20 protein-coding genes are annotated in these 18,741 nt (G+C 59.6%); 8 read left to right on the top strand and 12 right to left on the bottom strand.

Features of this window, described 5'->3' with window-relative positions; all coding sequences use genetic code 11:
- Positions 1-22 precede the first annotated feature (22 nt).
- Both BLT86_RS02195 and yegS read right to left on the bottom strand, forming a co-directional pair.
- Positions 23-955, bottom strand: coding sequence for a chemotaxis protein CheV (locus BLT86_RS02195; RefSeq protein WP_017677658.1), 933 nt, complete (start codon positions 953-955; stop codon positions 23-25).
- Positions 956-1,048: 93 nt separating this feature from the next.
- Positions 1,049-1,966 carry a lipid kinase YegS gene (yegS, locus tag BLT86_RS02190; protein WP_092374405.1) on the bottom strand — a complete coding sequence of 306 codons (918 nt, stop codon included), beginning with the start codon at positions 1,964-1,966 and terminating at the stop codon, positions 1,049-1,051.
- Between the two features lie 177 nt (positions 1,967-2,143).
- On the opposite strand from yegS, the gene BLT86_RS02185 reads away from it, so the two are divergent.
- Complete coding sequence (locus BLT86_RS02185; RefSeq protein ID WP_017677660.1) at positions 2,144-2,842, top strand: pirin family protein; 699 nt, start codon at positions 2,144-2,146, stop codon at positions 2,840-2,842.
- A 122-nt stretch (positions 2,843-2,964) separates the two neighbouring features.
- Here the strand turns inward: BLT86_RS02185 and BLT86_RS02180 are convergent, their stop codons facing one another.
- From BLT86_RS02180 to BLT86_RS02170, 3 genes are all read right to left on the bottom strand, one after another.
- Positions 2,965-4,524 (bottom strand): FGGY-family carbohydrate kinase, encoded by a 1,560-nt coding sequence (locus BLT86_RS02180; protein ID WP_017677661.1) that lies wholly within the window; start codon positions 4,522-4,524, stop codon positions 2,965-2,967.
- 118 nt (positions 4,525-4,642) lie between these two features.
- Entirely contained in the window at positions 4,643-6,223 is a 1,581-nt protein-coding gene (locus tag BLT86_RS02175; protein ID WP_092374402.1) for a glycerol-3-phosphate dehydrogenase/oxidase, read from the bottom strand.
- Positions 6,224-6,225: 2 nt separating this feature from the next.
- On the bottom strand, positions 6,226-7,821 hold the full coding sequence (locus tag BLT86_RS02170) for an FAD-binding oxidoreductase (protein ID WP_026088637.1): 1,596 nt from the start codon (positions 7,819-7,821) through the stop codon (positions 6,226-6,228).
- A 125-nt stretch (positions 7,822-7,946) separates the two neighbouring features.
- On the opposite strand from BLT86_RS02170, the gene gliR reads away from it, so the two are divergent.
- Complete coding sequence (gliR, locus tag BLT86_RS02165) at positions 7,947-8,981, top strand: AraC family transcriptional regulator GliR (protein WP_017677664.1); 1,035 nt, start codon at positions 7,947-7,949, stop codon at positions 8,979-8,981.
- Here the strand turns inward: gliR and BLT86_RS02160 are convergent.
- Genes BLT86_RS02160 through BLT86_RS02145 form a run of 4 tightly spaced genes read right to left on the bottom strand, consistent with a single transcriptional unit; the run spans position 8,978 to position 11,431 of the window.
- Positions 8,978-9,577, bottom strand: a complete 600-nt coding sequence (locus BLT86_RS02160) for an HvfX family Cu-binding RiPP maturation protein (RefSeq protein WP_092374399.1) — start codon at positions 9,575-9,577, stop codon at positions 8,978-8,980. The genes gliR and BLT86_RS02160 overlap by 4 nt on opposite strands.
- Before the next feature lie 5 nt (positions 9,578-9,582).
- The gene (locus BLT86_RS02155) at positions 9,583-10,293 is read right to left on the bottom strand and encodes an HvfC family RiPP maturation protein (protein ID WP_092374396.1); all 711 of its coding nucleotides are present in this window, start codon (positions 10,291-10,293) and stop codon (positions 9,583-9,585) included.
- Complete coding sequence (locus BLT86_RS02150; RefSeq protein ID WP_092374393.1) at positions 10,290-11,132, bottom strand: HvfB family MNIO-type RiPP peptide maturase; 843 nt, start codon at positions 11,130-11,132, stop codon at positions 10,290-10,292. The genes BLT86_RS02155 and BLT86_RS02150 overlap by 4 nt, the downstream gene beginning before the upstream one ends.
- Positions 11,133-11,152: 20 nt before the next feature.
- Positions 11,153-11,431, bottom strand: a complete 279-nt coding sequence (locus BLT86_RS02145; RefSeq protein WP_092374390.1) for an HvfA family oxazolone/thioamide-modified RiPP metallophore — start codon at positions 11,429-11,431, stop codon at positions 11,153-11,155.
- A gap of 608 nt (positions 11,432-12,039) precedes the next feature.
- Between BLT86_RS02145 and BLT86_RS25650 the strand changes: the two genes are divergently transcribed.
- The 6 genes from BLT86_RS25650 (at position 12,040) to rpsU (ending at position 16,484) form a co-directional block, all read left to right on the top strand.
- Positions 12,040-12,753, top strand: coding sequence for a hypothetical protein (locus BLT86_RS25650; protein WP_157719652.1), 714 nt, complete (start codon positions 12,040-12,042; stop codon positions 12,751-12,753).
- Between the two features lie 88 nt (positions 12,754-12,841).
- A complete protein-coding gene (locus BLT86_RS25645) occupies positions 12,842-13,252 on the top strand; it encodes a hypothetical protein (RefSeq protein ID WP_157719651.1) in 411 nt (136 codons plus the stop codon).
- Positions 13,253-13,465: 213 nt separating this feature from the next.
- A complete protein-coding gene (locus BLT86_RS25640) occupies positions 13,466-13,966 on the top strand; it encodes a hypothetical protein (protein ID WP_157719650.1) in 501 nt (166 codons plus the stop codon).
- A gap of 166 nt (positions 13,967-14,132) precedes the next feature.
- The gene (locus BLT86_RS02140) at positions 14,133-15,215 is read left to right on the top strand and encodes an HNH endonuclease (protein ID WP_092374387.1); all 1,083 of its coding nucleotides are present in this window, start codon (positions 14,133-14,135) and stop codon (positions 15,213-15,215) included.
- A gap of 90 nt (positions 15,216-15,305) precedes the next feature.
- Entirely contained in the window at positions 15,306-16,097 is a 792-nt protein-coding gene (locus BLT86_RS25635; RefSeq protein ID WP_157719649.1) for a hypothetical protein, read from the top strand.
- Between the two features lie 132 nt (positions 16,098-16,229).
- On the top strand, positions 16,230-16,484 hold the full coding sequence (gene rpsU, locus BLT86_RS02135) for a 30S ribosomal protein S21 (RefSeq protein WP_092374384.1): 255 nt from the start codon (positions 16,230-16,232) through the stop codon (positions 16,482-16,484).
- A gap of 159 nt (positions 16,485-16,643) precedes the next feature.
- Here the strand turns inward: rpsU and BLT86_RS02130 are convergent, their stop codons facing one another.
- The 3 genes from BLT86_RS02130 to BLT86_RS02120 form a co-directional block, all read right to left on the bottom strand.
- Positions 16,644-16,877 (bottom strand): anti-sigma factor family protein, encoded by a 234-nt coding sequence (locus BLT86_RS02130; protein ID WP_075746451.1) that lies wholly within the window; start codon positions 16,875-16,877, stop codon positions 16,644-16,646.
- Positions 16,871-17,473, bottom strand: a complete 603-nt coding sequence (locus BLT86_RS02125) for an RNA polymerase sigma factor (protein ID WP_075746449.1) — start codon at positions 17,471-17,473, stop codon at positions 16,871-16,873. Before BLT86_RS02125 ends, BLT86_RS02130 begins: the two co-directional genes overlap by 7 nt.
- A gap of 72 nt (positions 17,474-17,545) precedes the next feature.
- Complete coding sequence (locus BLT86_RS02120; protein WP_092380294.1) at positions 17,546-18,667, bottom strand: beta-ketoacyl-ACP synthase III; 1,122 nt, start codon at positions 18,665-18,667, stop codon at positions 17,546-17,548.
- Positions 18,668-18,741 lie beyond the last annotated feature (74 nt).

Raw genomic sequence — 18,741 nt, 5'->3', positions numbered from 1 at the left:
TTTCACCCGCCCTCCAGCGACTTCAGCGAGGTTCGTCCAACTCGAGACGTTGACGAATCACATCGACCAGCTTGTCCGGCTGGAACTTGGAGAGGAAATTGTCGCAGCCGACCTTCTTCACCATCGCCTCGTTGAAGCTACCCGACAGCGACGTGTGCAGCACCACGTAGAGATCCTTGAGGCGCGGGTCATTGCGAATTTCGCTGGTGAGGCGGTAGCCGTCCATTTCCGGCATCTCGGCATCGGTGAAGATCATCAGCAGCTTGTCGGTCATCACCTCACCGGTGTCAGCCCACTTCTTCAGCAGGTTGAGGGCCTTGAGGCCGTCACTGGCCATGTGCAGGCGAAGACCCAACTGCGTCAGGGTATCGCGCAGCTGGCTGAGCGCGACGCTGGAATCATCCACCAGCAGCACTTCGCGTCCGCGCGCCTTCTCCAGCAGCGGGTCGGCGAGCTTTTCCGCGGAAACCTTGGTGCTCATCGGCACGATCTCGGCGAGCACCTTCTCCACGTCGATGACCTCGACGATCTGGTCCTCGACCTTGGTGATAGCGGTCAGGTAGTGCTGACGTCCGGCGCCACCCGGGGGCGGCAGGATCGACTCCCAGTTGAGGTTGAGGATGCGGTCGACGCTGCCAACCAGGAAGGCCTGAACCGAGCGGTTGTACTCGGTGACGATGATGGTGCTGCGCTCATCCGGCACCAGCGGACGCATGCCGATGGCCTGGGACAGATCGATCACCGGCAGGGTCTGACCGCGCAGGTTGACCACGCCGCAGACGAAGCGATGGCGCTGCGGCATCAGCGTCAGCTTGGGCATCTGCAGGACTTCCTGCACCTTGAACACGTTGATGGCGAACAACTGCCGGCCAGCCAGGCGGAACATGAGAATTTCCAGACGGTTCTCGCCGACCAGTTGCGTGCGTTGATCTACTGAATCGAGGATGCCGGCCATCATGTGCTCCGAGGTATATAGGGTGATTCTAGTCTGCCGTTTCGGGTTATCGGCTGACTGCCGGCAGACTGAAGCATTGCTGGCGCGCAGCCATCATGCCTCAGCCCTGTGTACCTGACCAGCGAGCAGCGACGAATGCTTGGGCAGATGCAGACGCAGGGCGCCGGGTTCGGCACGAAAACGCAGACCTGTACTTTCCATCGGCTCGCCGTCGAGATTCAGGTCCAAGCCCTCCAGCGCTTCCACCTCCAGCCAGGGCAGCCGCGCGCTGACCGCAACGCTCTGCAGGCCAAGAATGCCCCCTGACAACAACGTGCCCAAGGTGCCGACGACATCCTGCGCCGCCGGCACGATGCAGACATCGAGCAGACCATCGTTGATGCTCGCCTCCGGACAAAGCAGATGCCCGCCACCGGCCTGTCGCCCGTTACCGATACCCAGAGCCAGAAACTCGCCCTGCCATTGGAAATCCGGCCCATGAAAACGACCGGCTGCCGCGCGCACTTCGGAAAAACGACTGAGCCCGGTGAGCAGATAGGCAGCGCCACCCAGGACTTTCTTGAGCTCTTCAGGAGTATTGGCCGTGACGTTGGAGCCGAAACCACCGGTGGCCATGTTCAGAAACGCCCGCTCGCCCGCCATGCCCACGTCTACCGCCACCGGCTCGCACTCGAGCAGGGCCAACGCCGCAGCAGGCGTCAACGGAATACCGGCTGCGTGGGCAAAATCATTGGCCGTGCCCAGCGGCAGCAGAGCCAGGCTGGCATCGCTTTGCGCCTTGACCAGCGCCTCGACCACATCGCGCAGGGTGCCATCGCCACCGCCAGCGATCAGCGTCGGGTAACCGGCGGCCAATCCTTCCCCGACCAGCCGCTCGGCGTCGCCACCTTCCCAGGTCAGGCGCACGGCCAGATCCCAGCCGCGCTCACGCAGGCCGTTCACCGCCGCCCTCACTTCTTCGTTCAGCGCCTGCTTGCCATGCAGGATCAACCAGGCTTTGCGTTCGCGCATTGCGCGTCCTCCTTGAAAGGATCAGCGAAAGCCTAGTGCCTGGCCCTCGTGAAAATTAATCAAATTAATCGATATCAATACTGTAAAAATTGCGCTTTTAAATCGATCAATCCAAATGGATCATTCACCCATCAACGCTGCACGGGACTGAACTCGTGCATGACTGGAGGATTGACCATGATCGATGTACGTCCGTTCGAACAACTCGGTGGTGCTCACCATGGCTGGCTCAACGCCCGTCACCACTTTTCCTTTGCCGAATACTACGACGCCGAGCGGATGAACTGGGGCCGCCTGCGCGTGTGGAACGACGACGAGATCGCACCGCACTCGGGCTTCCCGCCGCATCCGCACCGCGACATGGAGATCATCACCTACGTTCGCGAAGGTGCCATCAGCCATGAGGACAACCTGGGCAACAAAGGCCGTACCGAGGCCGGCGACGTGCAGGTGATGAGCGCCGGTACCGGCATCGCCCACAGCGAGTACAACCTGGAGGATGAAACCACCAAGATCTTCCAGATCTGGATCCAGCCGAACCAGGCCGGCCTGCCGCCCTCCTGGGGTGCCAAGCCGTTCCCCAAAGGGGACCGCTCCGGAGCCTTCGTCACCCTGGCCAGCGGTTACGAGGAAGATGTCGACGCCCTGCGCATCCGTACCGACGCGCGCCTGGTGGCTGCCACGGTCAAGGCCGGGCAAAGCGCCGAATACGCCCTGCAACCGGGTCGCAAGGCCTATCTGGTGGGCGCGACTGGTGCTTTCAGTGTCAATGGCGTAGCCGTCAAGGCACGTGATGGCGTGGCCATCGCCGATGAAACGCTGATCCGCATCGAGGCCCAGGAAGACAGCGAGATCGTGCTGGTGGATGTCGCCTGACACGTACCAATCGCCCTCCGACTAGGAGGGCGACTTGTTTCTGTAGGAGGGGCTTTAGCCGCGACCGAGTAACACCAAGGTCGCGGCTGAAGCCCCTCCCACAAATCCCCTTTCTAATCACCTCACGCCGGATAACCGGTGATCTTGCGAATGCGCTGGTACAGCGGTTTGAGCTGACGGTACATGCGCTGATAGACCTGCCCGTAGAGCTGCTGGTAAACGCGCTGGGCCTCCTGGTTCGGCTGGAACACCTGGCCAACCCGAGTCATCGCGGCGATGGCGCTCGGGTAATCAGGGTGCAACCCAAGGCCTACCGCACAGTTGATCGCCGCGCCCAGGCCGCTGGTCTCGTACAGGTGCGGGCGCTCGGCCGGCAAGCCGAAGATATCGGCCGTCAGTTGCATCGCCGCATCGCTCTGCGAACCGCCACCGGACACGCGCAGGCGCTCTATACGGGTGCCAGAGCGTTTTTCGATACGCTCCTTGCCCTGGCGCAGGGCGTAGGCCAACCCCTCCAGAATCGCCCGATACAGATGCGCGCGGGTGTGTACATCGCCAAAACCGATGATCGAACCCTTGGCCTCCAGCCCCGGCTCACGGATGCCAGGCGTCCAGTACGGCTGCAGCATCAGGCCCATGGAGCCGGGCGGCACGGCGTTGACCAGCTCGTCGAACAGCGCCTCGGGTGGCACACCCAGCGCCTCGGCGCGCTGCATCTCGCGCAGGCCGAACTCGCGCTTGAACCAGCTGACCATCCAGAAGCCACGGTAGATCATCACCTCGGTGTTGAAGTGATCCGGCAGCGCCGCCGGATAGGGCGGGATCAGCGGGATGGTTTCCAGGTAACGGCTGCGCGTGGTGTTGATGGTCGCGGTGGTGCCGTACGAGAGGCACGCCGTACTGGGCTCCAGCGCACCAGAACCCAGTACCTCGCAGGCCTTGTCGGCCCCAGCAGCGATCAGCGGCAGGCCTTCCGGAATACCGGTCTGGCGGCTGGCCTCGGCGCTGATCTGGCCCAGTCGCTCACCCGGCTTGAACAGCTCGGGCAGTTGCTCACGGCGTACCTTCAGCGCCTGCCATTTCCAGTCACCGGGCGCAGCCCAGCGCAGGCGCTTGTAGTCGAACGGCAGGTAGGCCACGCAGCTGCTGGTGGAATCGACGAAGCGGCCGCACAGGCGATGGGTGAGAAACCCCGACAGCAACAGCAACTTGTGCGTGCGGGCCGCAATGTCCGGCTGATGCTGGGCGACCCAGTTGACCTCGGCCTGGCCACGGAAATGATCGACCGCCTCCTCCGCGCGCACCAGCTTGAATAGCCAGCCCCACAGACCTTGGATACGCCCCGCCACATCAGCACGACGCTGGTCGAGCCAGAGAATTGCCGGGCGCAGCGGCGCGCCCTGCTCATCGACGTGAATGATGCTGCCGCGCTGGGTGGTAACAGCAACGCCGCGGATCAGACTGCGGTCGATGTCCACCTGCTGCCACAGCAGCCGGCAGGCCTCGCCGAGGCTGGCCCAGTAGTATTCCGGGTCCTGCTCGGCCCAGCCGGGCTGGCTTGAGAAATAGGGGTCTAGCTCGACCTTGCCCTTGGCGAGCAGGTTGCCGTTGGTATCGAACAGCAGCGCGCGCACGCTCTGGGTGCCGTTGTCGATGCTCAGCAGGTAGCTTGGTTCGCTCAAGGTGTGACCTCTGCTTGGAATGCACGGTATTGCTGTAGGAGCGAGCTCTGCTCGCGAACGGGGATGGCGCAAAAGCTTCGCGAGCAGAGCTCGCTCCTACGGACAGCAGGCAGCGTCATCATTCAATATCCGGCAGGCTGTAACAGCGTTGCCACAACGCCAGGTAATCCGCCACTTCCTGCTGCCAGCGCGCATCATTCCAACCCAGGCGCGGCTGGCATAGCGCGCGGATACGCGGCAGTTCAGCGCGGCCGCCGCCTGCCAGCAGCAGGCCCAGGCGCGTGCGGCGTAGCAGCAGGTCGTCCAGGTGCAACACCAGCTCGCCCTCGGCGGCCCAGGCCAGTTCGGCCCAGAAGGTGGCAGTACCCGCGACGCAATCGCTGCCCACCTCGTCGATCAGGCGCAGCACCTCGCCCAACTGGCGACCATGGCGCCCAGCCAGACGACGTTGCTGCGCCGGGCTCAACGCCGGCATCGGTGTCGGCGTATTCGAAGCGAAGACCGCGCCGCCCTGATCATCCACCGGCTTGCCGACGAATATGGCGCAGGCACGCAGCACCTCCAGCGCCAGCAGGCGGAAGGTGGTCAGCTTGCCACCGGCCAGGGTCACGCTGCCCGGCTCGACCCACAGGGCGTGCTCACGCTTTTCGTCCGAGGGTTTCAACCCGGTGCTGCCATTGCCCACCACCGGGCGCACGCCCGCCCAGGTCGACAGCACATCGGCGCGGCTCACCTGGGCGGTCGGGAACTGCTGGGCGCAGGCGGCCAGCAGGTAATCGACCTCCTCCATGCTGATGGCCGCCTCGGCATCCAGATCGCCCGCATGATCCAGATCGGTGGTGCCGATCACCGTCGCGCCCTCCCAGGGGAAGACGAATACCGGGCGCCCATCGGCCGCGTGCATAAAGCTGAAGGCATGCGCCACCGGCAGGCGCCAGCCCGGCAGCAGCAGGTGGCTGCCGCGCAGCGGGCGGATGCGACCAGTGCCCGGCTGGCGCAGGCGATCGGCCCAGGCGCCGGTTGCCTGGGCCACGGCGCGGCTACGCAGGCGGTAGCGGTCGCCCGTCTCGATATCCTCGGCCAGTACGCCGACCACCCGTCCCGCCTCGCGCAACAACTCGACCACGCGCATGCCATTGAGCGCCTCGCCGCCTTCGGCGCGCGCCTCGCCAAGCACGCGCTGCACCAGGCGCGCGTCGTCGGTCACCGCATCGAAGAAGCGCGTGCCACCGAGTAAACCGTCCTCGCGAATGCCTGGTGCCAGGTAACGCAGTTGCTGCAGTGGGTAGAACAGATGATTGCGCTTGCCGGCCAGGGCGTCGTAAAGGCTGAGCAAGCCGCCGAAGACCTTGGGCCCAGGGAAACCGCCGCGATAGTGCGGCATGACGAAGCTCAGCGGCTCCACCAGCCCCGGCGCCTCGCCGAGCAGGCGCTGGCGCTCGCGCACCGAGTCGCGGGTCAGCCCCAGCTGGCCCTTGGCGACGTAGCGCAGGCCACCGTGCACCATCTTCGACGAGCGGCTGGAGGTGCCCCAGGCGAAGTCGCGCTGCTCCAGCAACAGGCAGCGCCAGCCACGCCGCGCCGCCTCACGGAGGATGCCGGCACCGCAGATGCCGCCGCCGATCGCCAGCAGATCCCAGTCGCGCGCGGCCAACTCAGGCAGCGCGCGCGTGCGCCAGGTGGCGTTCCAGGGTTCCATGCTCAGTCCTGCAACAGCACGCCAGGCGCCAGGCGCTGGTCGGGGTCGAAATGCGTGGCCAGGCTGCGCAGCGTGGCCATGCCCAGCTCGCCCTTCTCTGCTGCCAGGTAAGGTGCGTGGTCGCGACCGACGCCGTGCTGGTGGCTGATGGTGCCGCGGTTGCCTGCAATGGTTCGACTGGCAGCCGCCTTGAGCCGCTGCCAGCGCGCCATGGCGGTGGCGTAGTCGCTGCCGGGGCGGAATACGTAGGTGGTGTAGATGCTCGAACCTTCGCCGTAAACGTGCGACAGGTGGGTGAACACGTGCACCCGCTCGCCGTCGCCGGTCAGCTCGTCACGCAGGCTGGCCTCGACCTTGTTCAGCAGATTGTCGACGTTGGACCAGTCGGTGGCGGTTTCCAGGGTGTCCACCAGGTAGCCGCGCTCCCACAGACCATGACGCAGGTAGGGGAAACGGAAGCGGTTCTGCTCCCACTTCTTGCCCAGCAGGGTGCCGGTGAATACGCCGTCAAAGCCTTTCAGCAGGCGCCGCGCCTGTTTCAGCGAGGCGGCGTTCTGCACCCGGCTGCCGGTGACGCCGAAGGTGAGCATGCACTTGCCGTCGCGGGCGCCGCGCAGGGCCAGGTATTTCTCCAGCAGCGCGATCTGCTGCGGGTGACCGGCCAGGGCCAGCTGGGTACGGGTTTCGATGGCGTTGGACAGGCGCAGCATGGACAGCGGCACGCGCGCCTGGGCCAGGCTGCGAATGGCGCTCAGCGCCTGCTGCCAGTTGGGCAGGAACACCGCGTAGAAACGCTCCTGCTCGGCCAGACGACTGATGCGCACGCGCACCTCGGAGATCACCCCGAAGCGCCCTTCCGAGCCCATTACCAGCTCGCGCAGGTCGGGCCCGGCCGCCGAAGCCGGGAAGGTGGGAATATCCAAAGTGCCGGCGAAAGTTTCCAGCTTGCCGCCGGCGAACAGTTGCTCGATGCGACCGTAGCGCAACGACTGCTGTCCGCTGGAACGGCTGGCGACCCAGCCACCGAGGGTCGACAGTTCCCAGGACTGCGGAAAGTGGCCCAGCGTGTAGCCACGGGCGCGCAGTTGGCTTTCCACCTGCGGGCCATTGGCGCCGGGGCCGAAGGTGGCGATCAGGCTGTCCTCGTCGATCTCCAGCAGGCGCGTCATGCGCTCCAGCGACAGGGTCAGCACCGGGCGCTGGCCGGCCTGCGGGTTGATGTGGCCGGCCACCGAAGTACCGCCGCCGTAAGGAATCAGGGTGACGTCATGCTGTTGCGCCCAGGCCAGCAGCTCGCGGATCTGCTCGGCGCTTTCCGGGCAGGCGACGCCATCGGGAAACAGACCGAACTCGCCGGAGCGCATCGCCAGCCAGTCCGGCAGGCTCTGGCCGCGGGCATGGCGCACGCGCACTTCGGCATCAACGCAGATCAGCGGGTTGGGGGCCAGACGCGAGGCCGGCACACGCGCCAGCACGTCCTGCAGGCTGGCGTCTGCCAGGCGCTGCCCCGGCCCGATCAGCTCGGCGAGAAAGGCCTCGCCATGGGCCGGCAGTTCCACCTCGGTCGCTTCGTCTCCCCATCCGTTCCAGCGTCGCATCGCATCCCCCATTCCGATCAGCACTTATGGCTGCCTATACTAGCCAGCCGCCGATTTCCGTCACTGTCGAATCGGGACAGGCCATATCGCCAATCAAGACAGGCCTCGCAGAACAAGAAGAATCCATGGAAAACCTCGGCTACACCTCGGTTCCCGCCCTGCTCAAGTACCTGCGCCAGGCCGAACAGCTCGGTCTGGATATCGACCGTGCGCTGGCGGCCGCCGGCGTTCAGGCGCAGGATCTGGCCGACAACGGCAAGCGGATTCCCAGCGAGGTGCATGAGCGCCTGCTGGCGCATTTGATGGAGGTGTCCGGCGACCCCTTGTTCGGTCTGCACTCGGCGCGTTTCGTCCAGCCCGGCTCGTGGAGCGTGCTCGGTTACATCGCCATGAACTGCGCCACCCTGGGCGAAGCCATGGGCCGCATCGTGCCCTACGAGAAACTGGTGGGCGACATGGGCACCAGCCGTATCGAGGCGGCCGAGGATCACGTGCGGCTGATCTGGAGCTGCCGTCATCAGGCGCCGGACGTGCGCCGCCACATGGTGGAGAACGTGCTCGCCTCCTGGCTGCTGTACGCCCGCTGGATCGCCGACTCCGAACATTCGCCACGCGAGGTCTGGTTCGAGCACGCGCAACCGGCCGCCACCGACCAGGCCGAATACCAGCAGCTGTTTGGCTGCCCGGTGCTGTTCGAACAACCCTGCAACGCCTTGCTGGTGCCGCTGGACTACCTCGGCGTGCCGCTGCGCCAGGCCGACGCCAACCTGCTGCGCACGCTGGAAGAACATGCCCTGACCCTGATGGCGGGACTGGACGAGAACGAACCGCTGCCACGCCGGGTGAAGAACGCCCTGCGCCTGCTGCTCAAGGACGGCCTGCCGCGCAAGGAACGGGTGGCGGAAAAGTTCGACATGACCGTGCGCACCCTGCAGCGCCACCTGCAGCAGGCCGGCACCAGCTATCAGCAGATACTCGACGAGCTGCGTCAGGAACTGGCCGAGCATTACCTGCTGCGCAGCGACCTGGCGATCCAGGACATCGCCTGCTACCTGGGCTTCACCGAGTCACGCTCGTTCCACCGCAGCTTCAAGAGTTGGACCGGGCAGACGCCGGGCGAGTTTCGCGAAAGCCGGCGCCGGGACAATCCGCTGGGCTAACGGGACATTCGGAAACGCCGCGCCAGCCAGTAGTCGAGACTCAACCAGCGCCCTGCCCCGCTGAAGAACAATGCCACCAGCATCACTAGGTAGGTGGCGGCGAACTCGATGCCATTGTTCAGCACCACGAACTTGCCGCTGGCGGTCAGCCAGTCGTAATTGCCGTGCTCACGCAGGATGCTGCGCGCCCGCTCGAGCTTCTCCGCCGCCGCCAGCACGCGCTCGTTGGCGAACGGCGCGGATGGGTCGGCAATCGCTTGCCAGCCATAGGGCCAGTGCACGGCGAAGATGGCCACCAGCATGGTGACGATCAGCGGGATGCTGATCCAGCGCACGGCAAATCCGAACAGCAGCAGGATGGCGCCACCGGCCTCGGTCAGCGCTGCCGCCCAGGCCAGCAGCTCGGGAAACGGCAGGCCGAGCCCCCAATCCGGATTGCCGAACCAGGCGGCAGTGGCATCGATGTCCTTGAGCTTCTGCGTGCCGGCCATCCAGAACACCGGCACCAAGTACAGGCGCAGCAACAGCGGGCCGAGAAAATCCAGGCGCCGGGAAGCCTCCAGCGCGTCCTGGAAGCGATTGAGCAAAGCGATCATGGTGGTCAGTCCTCGGGATACGGAAACCAGATGTCGCGCGCCTGCCAGTCATCCAGCAGCGCGCGGGCATTGTCGAAATAGGCGCGATCCGCGGCCAGGCCATGGGCCGTGGCCAACTCCAGCTGCGCCTGCACAGGTGGCTCGCCGGCCTGCAGCCGCAACGCCAGTTGATAGGCGAACGGCGCCAGTTGCATGAAGCGCACCTTATCCTGGCGATCACGCCAGACCAGCAGGCAGGTCGGCTCTGCTGGCGGCTGCGTGGGGCAGTGATCAGCACCGTTCCTCTGCACCGGCCAGCGATAAGCCAGCGGCCAGGCCAATGGCGACCAGCCGCGCTCGGGCAACTGCGCATCGCTGACATCCAGCGCCAGCTCGACCCATTCGTAGTGCGCCAGCTCCAGCATGAACCCAGGGTCGTCAGGCTCGGCGCGATAGCCCTGCTGCAGCCAGGCAATGAACTCCTGACTGATCTCGAGAAAGTACGGCGTGCTCGCCCGGTGCTCGGCGAAGAACGCGCGCAGCAGCCGCTGCCAGCGCTCGGCTCCGAGAACCCCGCGCAGCACCGGAAAGGCGCCGCCCACCAGGCTGGCGACGTTATTGAAAAACAGCTCCTCGTAGATCGCCATGCGCTCGCCGCTGATACCCGGTAACAGCGCCTGCGCTTCGGGCTGGCGAATACGCGCGGCGAAATCGCGCTGCAATTGCACGCCGCTCATGTGCCGTACCTGCTCTGCGGTTGCGCAGCCTGTTGCAGGCTGCGGATATGCGCCTGCTCGGCATACAGCTCGGCCAGCGGCGGGAAGTTGAAGTCGCGTTCCAGCAGCGTCGGGCGTACGCCATGCTGCGCGTAAGCGCTACTCAGCAGTGCCCACACCGGGTCGATCACCGGCGCACCGTGGGTGTCGATCTTCAGGTCTGCCGCCTGATCGTAATGACCGGCGACGTGCAAATAGGCGATGCGCTCACTCGGCATCGCGGCGATATAGGCTTCGGCATCGAAGCCGAAGTTCAGGCTGTTGACGTAGACGTTGTTGACGTCGAGCAGCAGCTGGCAGTCGGCACGCTCCAGCACGGCGCGGACGAAATCCGCCTCATCCAGCTCGCCGGGCAGGCGCGCATAGGCCGAGACGTTCTCGATGATCAGCGGGCGCTCCAGCACGTCCTGCACGATGCGCACCCGCTCGGCGATACGCGCCACCGATTCCTCGGAAAACGGCAGCGGCATCAGGTCATACAGCTGGCCATCGTCGGCACATGCCGACAGATGCTCGCTGTAGGCCAACACGCCATGCGCGTAGAGAAAGCCTTTGATGGCGTACAGCAGATCCAGGTTCAGCGGCGCGAAGCCGCCGAGGTTGAGGGACAGACCATGGCACAGCAACGGCCGGCGTTCGCTCAGGGCGCGCAACTGCTTGCCCAGCCGGCCACCAACACCGATCCAGTTCTCCGGCGCCACCTCGAGAAAGTCGGCGCCGCTGGCACCATCACCGATCAGCTCGGTGAGCAGCCCGCGACGCAGGCCGAGACCGGCGCCGGTGAGGTTTGCGAGTCGCATGATCCGTCCTCCCCTTGCTCTTACTCGCTCTTCTCGCCGCCGCATTTGCCCTCGGCGTCAGCTTTCTTCTCGGCACCACACTTGCCCTCGCCGCACTTGCCTTCCTTGTCGGCTTTCATCTCGCCACCGCATTTGCCTTCGCCACAGGAACCTTCCTGCGCCTTCTCAGCAGCGGCCAGGCTGTAGCCGCTGGCCAGCTCCTGCGCAGCGAAGGGGTTGCTGGCGGCATTGGCAGTGAATGCCATGGAAGTCAGCAGTGCGGCGCCCAGGGTGGCAGTCAGGGTATTGAGTTGTTTCATGGCATCTCTCCATCGGTTTCGAATGCGGGGCCGGATTGGCGCCCTCGCAGCAATGGACGAGGCAGGGATGCGGGCGTTACAGCGGGAGAAAAAAGTTTTCCGTAGCCCGGATGAAATCCGGGGGCGCTTTGCCCGCTACCAATCGCGGCTACGACTGCATGGATGCAGGAGGTAGAGCGAAGCAGGAAGACAGAACCGAAAGCCCCTCCCACAGACACAGGAACATCCACCGCACTGTGGGAGGTGGTTCGGCGGCGAGGCTTTCGATAGCCAGTAGCCCGAACAGCCATCGCAAGCGGTGGATGAAAAAAGCGTTATCCACACTACGCGATGCAGCTCAGCGTCGACCGTTGATTTCGATACACTCTCTCGCGTGACTTGCACCTTCCGAGTGCCTTTGTGTATACCTATCCAGTAGTAATGAAAGCGTGAAATGTGGAGGTCAAGCGAATACGCACCGGCGCATGCCTCGCTTGCCAACCCATTGAAAGATATAAACTTTTCTGATTTTTAAGCTTTCAATTTTCGGAGTTATACCACCTTCCATGCTATTGGATTAGTAAGGAAGACTATCTAATCACGTTAGGGCACAATCAAGGAAAGACTCTGTGGATGCACGATCTCAATTTGAGGCCAAGCAAGCCTTTGTACTGACAGAATCACATATTAAAAAAATCTGGAAGGTTTTCACTGCTGCAGGGCTTAATGTAAAGGCATCTGCAAAGTGCTCCGATGAAATAATAAGAAACTTTGAATCGTGCGAAAGCCTGTTGTTGTATGAGAATACAAAAAGAGCCGCATTGGTAAACCTAGATATTCAAGCAGTCGACCCAAACTCCCGTTCAATTTCGGAAGTCTCCTTCGGTGAAAAATTCTCAGCTCCGATTCGTGTTTCCATTAGCGGAGAAGAGCAATATGTAATAAACACCAGAGCAAAAATCGCCGACATCATTGACAGTTCTAAAGCATGGTACTCATGGATTGCTGTATTTGATTTATTCTATTTCTGGATGCCTCTAATAGTTCTTGGCAGCACATTATTCAATCTCACAACAAAAACATCTGGAAGCGTCGGAAACGGACTCCCGCTCAAAACCGCACTGCTTGCACTACTAGTAATCTCATCTTTAATTGGAGCATTCGCCTTTATAATTTGGCTCACATCATTTATGAGGAAGAAATTTTTCCCAATTTCGACTTTCTCATTAGGCCAGGGTAGTGAGCGAAACAAGCATTCAGAACAAATGCGCTGGGTTGTCATAGTAGGCTTCGTTATAAGCATTGTCTCTTCCACCCTAACAACTCTGATTATTGCACCCTAACAGCACTCAAACCATTCGCCTCGCTCACTAGAACGAGCCAAATCACGCCCATTCACCAAACGCCAGATAAGACAATAGGGAATTTGTGTTGGAACTAATAACCTCGATATTCACACCACAAGACTTTCAACTCACTATCTACTGCGTCATTGCAGCCGCAGTTGGCGGATTCATAAAAGCAATTGTAATCGCCTACGACTTTGAGAAAGCGCACCATCTACAAGATAAATTCATAGCAAAAGACTGGCCCGCAGCTTTTGCAAACATTTTATCCCGATGTATTCTGGCTGCGCTTACAGGCTTACTCTTTGCGCTATTAATGACAGACGCAATAAAATTTGAAAAGGGCCCAATAGCAAAACTGCTTGTATTAGCCGTATTCATAGGTTACCTGGCACCAGAAATTTGGAAGTCTCAAGAAAAGAAAATGCTTGCAGCAATCACCAAAAACCTAGAAGGCGTGATAAAAAATGCAACTTCAAAAGAACAAAATCCATAGACACAATAAATATTAAAATCTCGCACATTTATTTTTATCTAACAATGTGCACATAGCCCCCCACAAGCAGTGAGCAATTACCACAAAAAAGGGGGGCAGATTTATTTATGGTACAACGTCACTGGCCTGAAAATAAATCCACCCCCTTTTTCGCAAAAAGCCGCGCTCTGGGACGTCCACTAGCTTAATCGCTATATGCCTTTGGAGACCTTGATGACACCTGAACAAAGCTTATTAATTATGAAATGGCAATTTGCAGCAGCCTTTCTAATGGGCTTAGACTATTTCATACCCGACAGTTTCAGAGAGAAAGCTAATTCATATGTCAAAAGTTACTTCCAAGGCATGCAAGAAAGAGTTGACACCAATATTAAGCAAGCCTTTAGTGAATTTAAAGGAAAGTTATTTCGCACCTTAATCTCACTAGTTCAAATTGCAATTGGCATTGGGCTATTTGCGGTTGGTCGCCACATAGGTGAGAATTCATTATGGCTACTTATTGGAGTCTTGCTAGTCGCAGGTTTATTTATTATTGCGGGGTTTAATTTTGCTTTTACGGCTGTTTTTGATTTTCTAACCAGCCTAGGGATCGCAGCTCCATTTAGGTTTCTTACAACGTTCTTAGTTTGCTCACCCAAAGGACCAATAGCAGCAATTGGCTTTATTTGTTTAATGATCTCATTCTACTTGAGGTATTCATACAGCGACATATAAGCAAGTAGCTCCGGTAGAGCACAGCGTAATCCGGGGAGATTCGATGGGTTTCGCCTTGCTCTACTCATCCTACGGAGCAGCTCTTGCAAGCGAGGTTTCTTAGCTGCGGGGCGCTAGTAAAAAAGGGGACAGTAAAAAAGCACTAAAAAAGGGGACAGATTTATTTATGGCGCAGCACATCGACCCAAAAAATAAATCTGTCCCCTTTTCGATTGAGAACTCATCACTTCTGAGCGCATTGGAAATGTCCGACACCTGCATACTTTGCCTTGAGTCAAGTGAACCACTGACGGAAGAACACATCTTTCCGGAGGCCGCAGGTGGAAGCATTTCAAAATATTTGCTCTGCAAGACATGCAACAACAAACTGGGCCATTGGGTTGATGCGCCTTACGTCGACCAAAAGCTTATTCAACTAGCCCGCGCTGCCTACAAGGTTCAGGGGAAAACCGGAAAGATACCGCAGCCATTTTCGGATACATACACCATTGATGACTCAGAATATGAGCTGAAGATAAAACTGGATTCAAACTTTGCCCCAAGGGTAGTACCTCAAGCGCCAAGGGTATGGATTACCGAAAGCGGTGAAATTGGTCTTAGCTTGTCCCGCGACGCAAGGGACATGAAGGAAATCCCAAAAGTCATCCGAACTACTCTGTCCCGATTTTTCAAGTCAGAAGAGGGTATGCAGCTTGGGTGGTCGGAGGAAGAAAAAGAAAGAGCAATCCAAAGATCAGTTGAAGGAGCAAAAAAAGTCCGTCCTAAATCTGAGCAAATTCAGTCGTCCTTGGGAGGGAGCTGGATGATTGATCTCAAGGCACTGTTCGTTGAGCACGTTAAAGTCATCTATGAAATTTGTTGCTTTGAGTTTGGCAATGACTTTCGAGATAGCGCATCCGGGCAACGACTCCGAACATTTCTTCTGGCCCGATGCACTGATGTTCCAGAGCCGTGGGAGTGGCTTGAGGTTGCCAAGTATCTAAACGTCGCGCCGCAGTTACCACCGGGGCTTGACGGCTTCGTCAAGCATCTGACTAACAACAATCAGCAGACGTACCATGTTGCTGTAGTTACGCCTACCGGTGTGGTTTGTTCAATGCTTGGTATGGGCGCCGTTTTCCACACCAAAGACCTTGAAGGAATATCCGCGGCCTCAGATGTTGCGAAGGTCTATCTGAGCAGCATCAACGGCGGTAAATCAGGGATATTTACTCTCGGCGAGTTGCTCGGCCATGCGAATGAGTTCTAACCTTTTGCCCCAGGAGACGCTCCGCCTATCGGCGGCGCGGCGCTGAACTCCACGTTAGGTGAAAGCACTGTTTAAACAAGGAAGCAAGATTTGAACGATAAAATTAATAAATCGAGGTGCTGGGCAAATTCCTTGGGTGGCTGTGACACCATGTCCGGTGAGCATGTTGTCAGTAACGCAATATTCAAAGCTGGCTGTTCGTGCCCTATCATAATTGAAGGTGTAAAGCGTATTAGGGACGGTGCACCTACACGCGGCGCAGAAAAGTCAAATATACTTTGCAGGCATCACAACTCTATATTAAGCCCGCTGGACGAGACCATTGGCAGAATCGCCCGATTTCAAGCAGAAGCCAACGATAAAAATTTCGACGGCTCGCTTATTGTTGAGGGAGAGCTTCTCGAAAGGTGGCTTTTAAAGACTGTCATAAATTCTGCTGCCGCAGGATGGGCTGCACCAGTGAAATGGCAGCCTTCACCAAGTATCGCTAGGGCAATTTTTGGATTGGAACCAATCCCCGAGAAGCTAGGACTTTATAGTGTTGATGGAGTAGATCCGTCACACCGCCCTACCGGAGGTGTAACTTTTACACCAATTCATATGGGTACATCACTCGGCAAAATACTTGTTGGCGCATACGTTACTGTGCACGGCATGCCATTACTTGCCTCGTTAAAAACAGATCTCCCCGAAATGCTAGAAGCAGGAAATATCCCTGATTTAACGAATCGATTCTCTCCGAATGGGCTCAAACATCTTTATCACCCTGGTGCTATAGTGATGTCTAGAAAAGAAGGAGACCCTGTGTTTATTGGTCTGAGTTGGAATGGGCTTTTGCGCTATGCAGATGGTACAACAGCACCTTATCCATATGAAAAGTAATCCATCACCCAACAATAACCAGCAGTGGAAAACCACACGCCACTATTGCACAAACATGCTCTTCTCCGTTTTTCCGCTGTGGCTGGTGTTAGAAACCAAACATGGACAGGCATCAGTCCGTAAACATAAAAAATGACAATATCAATTGTCGCAGAAGATGGCGAGCCAATTGAAGTTGTATTACGCAAGCTCAAGAAAAAGGTAAAGCACGAGACAGATCGACGCTGGTACAAGCGAAGATTTGGTTATTACGAAAAACCATCCATATTGAAGCGCAAGGCCAAAAAGATGAAAGAGCTCTCAATACAGTCAGGTGGTAATTTGTGGTTGAAAATTGGCCTCAAGGAACAATTTTCCAAAAGCGGTAACTCAGCTGCAGGGCGCTAGCAAGTGGCCCGGACAGCCACCACAAACGGTAGATGAAAAAAGCGTCAGCTACGCGCCCCGATCCACCCTACGCAGTGCTCACCTGGGTGGGCGACGCCATAGCTTTCAACAAAACGCGGCCCCCGGAATAAACATCCGAAAAACCAACAACGCTCTCGCTCACCCCTGATTACGCCGATTCTGCGCCAGGCGCTCGGCCAGGGCGTCGAGTTCGGGTAACTCCTCCTCCGGCATCTGCCGGATCACCGCCTGGGTCAGCTTCATCTGCCGGATAAAACGCCGGCAGTTGCCGCACATGGCCAGGTGCGCGCGTACGGCCAGGCGCTGGCGCAGGGTCAGTTGGCCGTCGAGATAATCGCTGGAATGAGCGACCAATTCCTTGCAGGTCAGCATTGGCCTGTCTCCTCGAAATGTTCCAGGGTGGCAAAGACTTTCAGGCGTGCCCGATGCAGCAGCACACGGGCATTGGAGAGCGAGATGTCGAGAAGATTACAGATCGCCTCCAGCTCCAGGCCCTGACGCTCGCGCAGCACCAGCACGCTGGCCTGCAACTCGGACAGGCTGGCCAATGTGTGTTCCAGGCAATCGCGCAATTCGTCTTCGGTGAGCAGCGCTTCGGGGCTGTCCTGATGCCAGGCATGTGGCGCCAACAGCCAGTGGCCGTCATCGGAAAAGCGCTCGTCACCCACCGTGCCATGCGGCGCGGCCAGGTCGTCGAGCAGCACCTCGCGACGGTTGTGCTTGAGACGGGTCTTGGCGGTGTTGGCGGTGATGGTCAGCAGCCAGGTCTTGAGGCTGGAGCGCCCCTGAAAGCCTGCCAGGCCGCGCACCACGGCGAGCCAGGCATCCTGCACCACCTCATCGGCGTGACGACTGCCGACGATAGCGTAGGCCACCGCGCGCATCGCCCCCTGGTAGCGAGCTACCAGCTCGCGATAGGCCGTCTGCTCACCGGCGAGCAGACGATCCAACAGTTCGGTATCGGACATAGAACTCCCATGGGTAGGGCCTTGCGCGCACGATCACACTCTGCGTACGCGCCAGGCATTCCTACAGAGAGTTCAACGCTTGCGCAAAATTACACTGCCGATCGAATAACCGGCGCCAAAGGAGCTTAGAACACCCAGGCTGCCCGCCGGCAGATCGTCCTGATGCTTGTGCAGGGCGATCACCGAGCCGGCCGAGCTGGTGTTGGCGTAGGTGTCGAGAATCACCGGTGCCTCGTGCGGCTCTGCATCGCGGCCGAGCAGTTTGCGCGCGATCAGCAGGTTCATGTTGAGGTTGGCCTGATGCAGCCAGAAGCGCTTGACGTCGCTGACGTTGAGCTGGTTTTCCGCCAGGTGCGCGGCGATCAGCTCGGCGACCATCGGGCAGACGTCCTTGAACACCTTGCGGCCTTCCTGCACGAACAGCTTGTCGCGCGCGCCCACACCCTCTTCCGCCGCGCGGTTGAGGAAGCCGAAGTTGTTGCGGATGTTGTTGGAGAACTGGGTCAGCAGCTTGGTACTGACCACGTCGAACTGGTGCTTGGAGGTGGCCAGGTCGGCACGCTCGATGATCACCGCAGTGGCGGCGTCGCCGAAGATGAAGTGGCTGTCGCGGTCGCGGAAGTTGAGGTGGCCGGTGCAGATTTCCGGGTTGACCATGAGGATGGCGCGGGCCTGGCCGGTCTGGATCGCGGTGGTCGCGGCCTGAATGCCGAAGGTGGCCGAAGAGCAGGCTACGTTCATGTCGTAGCCCCAGCCTTGGATGCCCAGTGCTGCCTGCACTTCGATGGCCACCGCCGGATAGGCGCGCTGCAGGTTCGAGCAGGCGACGATCACCCCATCGATGTCGGCGACGGTCTTGCCGGCGCGCTGCAGCGCCTCCTTGGCGGCGCCCACGGCCATTTCGCAGAGGATGCCCCACTCCTCGTTGGAACGCTCAGGGATACGCGGCACCATGCGCAGCGGATCGAGAATGCCTTCCTTGTCGATGACGAAGCGGCTCTTGATGCCCGAAGCCTTCTCGATGAAGCCGCTGCTGGACTCGCTCAGCGCCTCCACTTCGCCGCGGGCGATGGCCTCGGCGTTATCGGCATTGAACTGCTGTACATAAGCATTGAAGGATGCCACCAGCTCGTCGTTGGAAATGCTGTTGGCCGGGGTATAGAGGCCGGTACCACTGATGACGACGTTATGCACGCTCATTCCTCTTCTCGGCCGCTGGCGGCCTCAGGCAGTAGGCCGGCGACAATGGCGCAGGCCGAAAATCGGGA

The sequence above is a fragment of the Pseudomonas sihuiensis genome, from assembly GCF_900106015.1.
GTDB classification, from domain to species: Bacteria; Pseudomonadota; Gammaproteobacteria; order Pseudomonadales; family Pseudomonadaceae; genus Aquipseudomonas; species Aquipseudomonas sihuiensis.
The sequence above is the reverse complement of the archived record's forward strand: the minus strand, read 5'-3'. Positions and strand labels throughout refer to the sequence as shown.

Excerpts from the sequence above, each read along its gene's own strand:
- BLT86_RS02150 (WP_092374393.1), bottom strand. The coding sequence starts at position 11,132 with ATGCGACTCGCAAACCTCACCGGCGCCGGTCTCGGCCTGCGTCGCGGG.
- BLT86_RS02185 (WP_017677660.1), top strand. The coding sequence starts at position 2,144 with ATGATCGATGTACGTCCGTTCGAACAACTCGGTGGTGCTCACCATGGC.
- BLT86_RS02160 (WP_092374399.1), bottom strand. The coding sequence starts at position 9,577 with ATGATCGCTTTGCTCAATCGCTTCCAGGACGCGCTGGAGGCTTCCCGG.
- BLT86_RS02140 (WP_092374387.1), top strand. The coding sequence starts at position 14,133 with ATGGCGCAGCACATCGACCCAAAAAATAAATCTGTCCCCTTTTCGATT.
- BLT86_RS02145 (WP_092374390.1), bottom strand. The coding sequence starts at position 11,431 with ATGAAACAACTCAATACCCTGACTGCCACCCTGGGCGCCGCACTGCTG.
- BLT86_RS02125 (WP_075746449.1), bottom strand. The coding sequence starts at position 17,473 with ATGTCCGATACCGAACTGTTGGATCGTCTGCTCGCCGGTGAGCAGACG.
- rpsU (WP_092374384.1), top strand. The coding sequence starts at position 16,230 with ATGACAATATCAATTGTCGCAGAAGATGGCGAGCCAATTGAAGTTGTA.
- BLT86_RS02195 (WP_017677658.1), bottom strand. The coding sequence starts at position 955 with ATGGCCGGCATCCTCGATTCAGTAGATCAACGCACGCAACTGGTCGGC.
- BLT86_RS02175 (WP_092374402.1), bottom strand. The coding sequence starts at position 6,223 with ATGGAACCCTGGAACGCCACCTGGCGCACGCGCGCGCTGCCTGAGTTG.
- BLT86_RS02130 (WP_075746451.1), bottom strand. The coding sequence starts at position 16,877 with ATGCTGACCTGCAAGGAATTGGTCGCTCATTCCAGCGATTATCTCGAC.
- BLT86_RS25640 (WP_157719650.1), top strand. The coding sequence starts at position 13,466 with ATGACACCTGAACAAAGCTTATTAATTATGAAATGGCAATTTGCAGCA.
- BLT86_RS02155 (WP_092374396.1), bottom strand. The coding sequence starts at position 10,293 with ATGAGCGGCGTGCAATTGCAGCGCGATTTCGCCGCGCGTATTCGCCAG.
- yegS (WP_092374405.1), bottom strand. The coding sequence starts at position 1,966 with ATGCGCGAACGCAAAGCCTGGTTGATCCTGCATGGCAAGCAGGCGCTG.
- BLT86_RS02170 (WP_026088637.1), bottom strand. The coding sequence starts at position 7,821 with ATGCGACGCTGGAACGGATGGGGAGACGAAGCGACCGAGGTGGAACTG.
- gliR (WP_017677664.1), top strand. The coding sequence starts at position 7,947 with ATGGAAAACCTCGGCTACACCTCGGTTCCCGCCCTGCTCAAGTACCTG.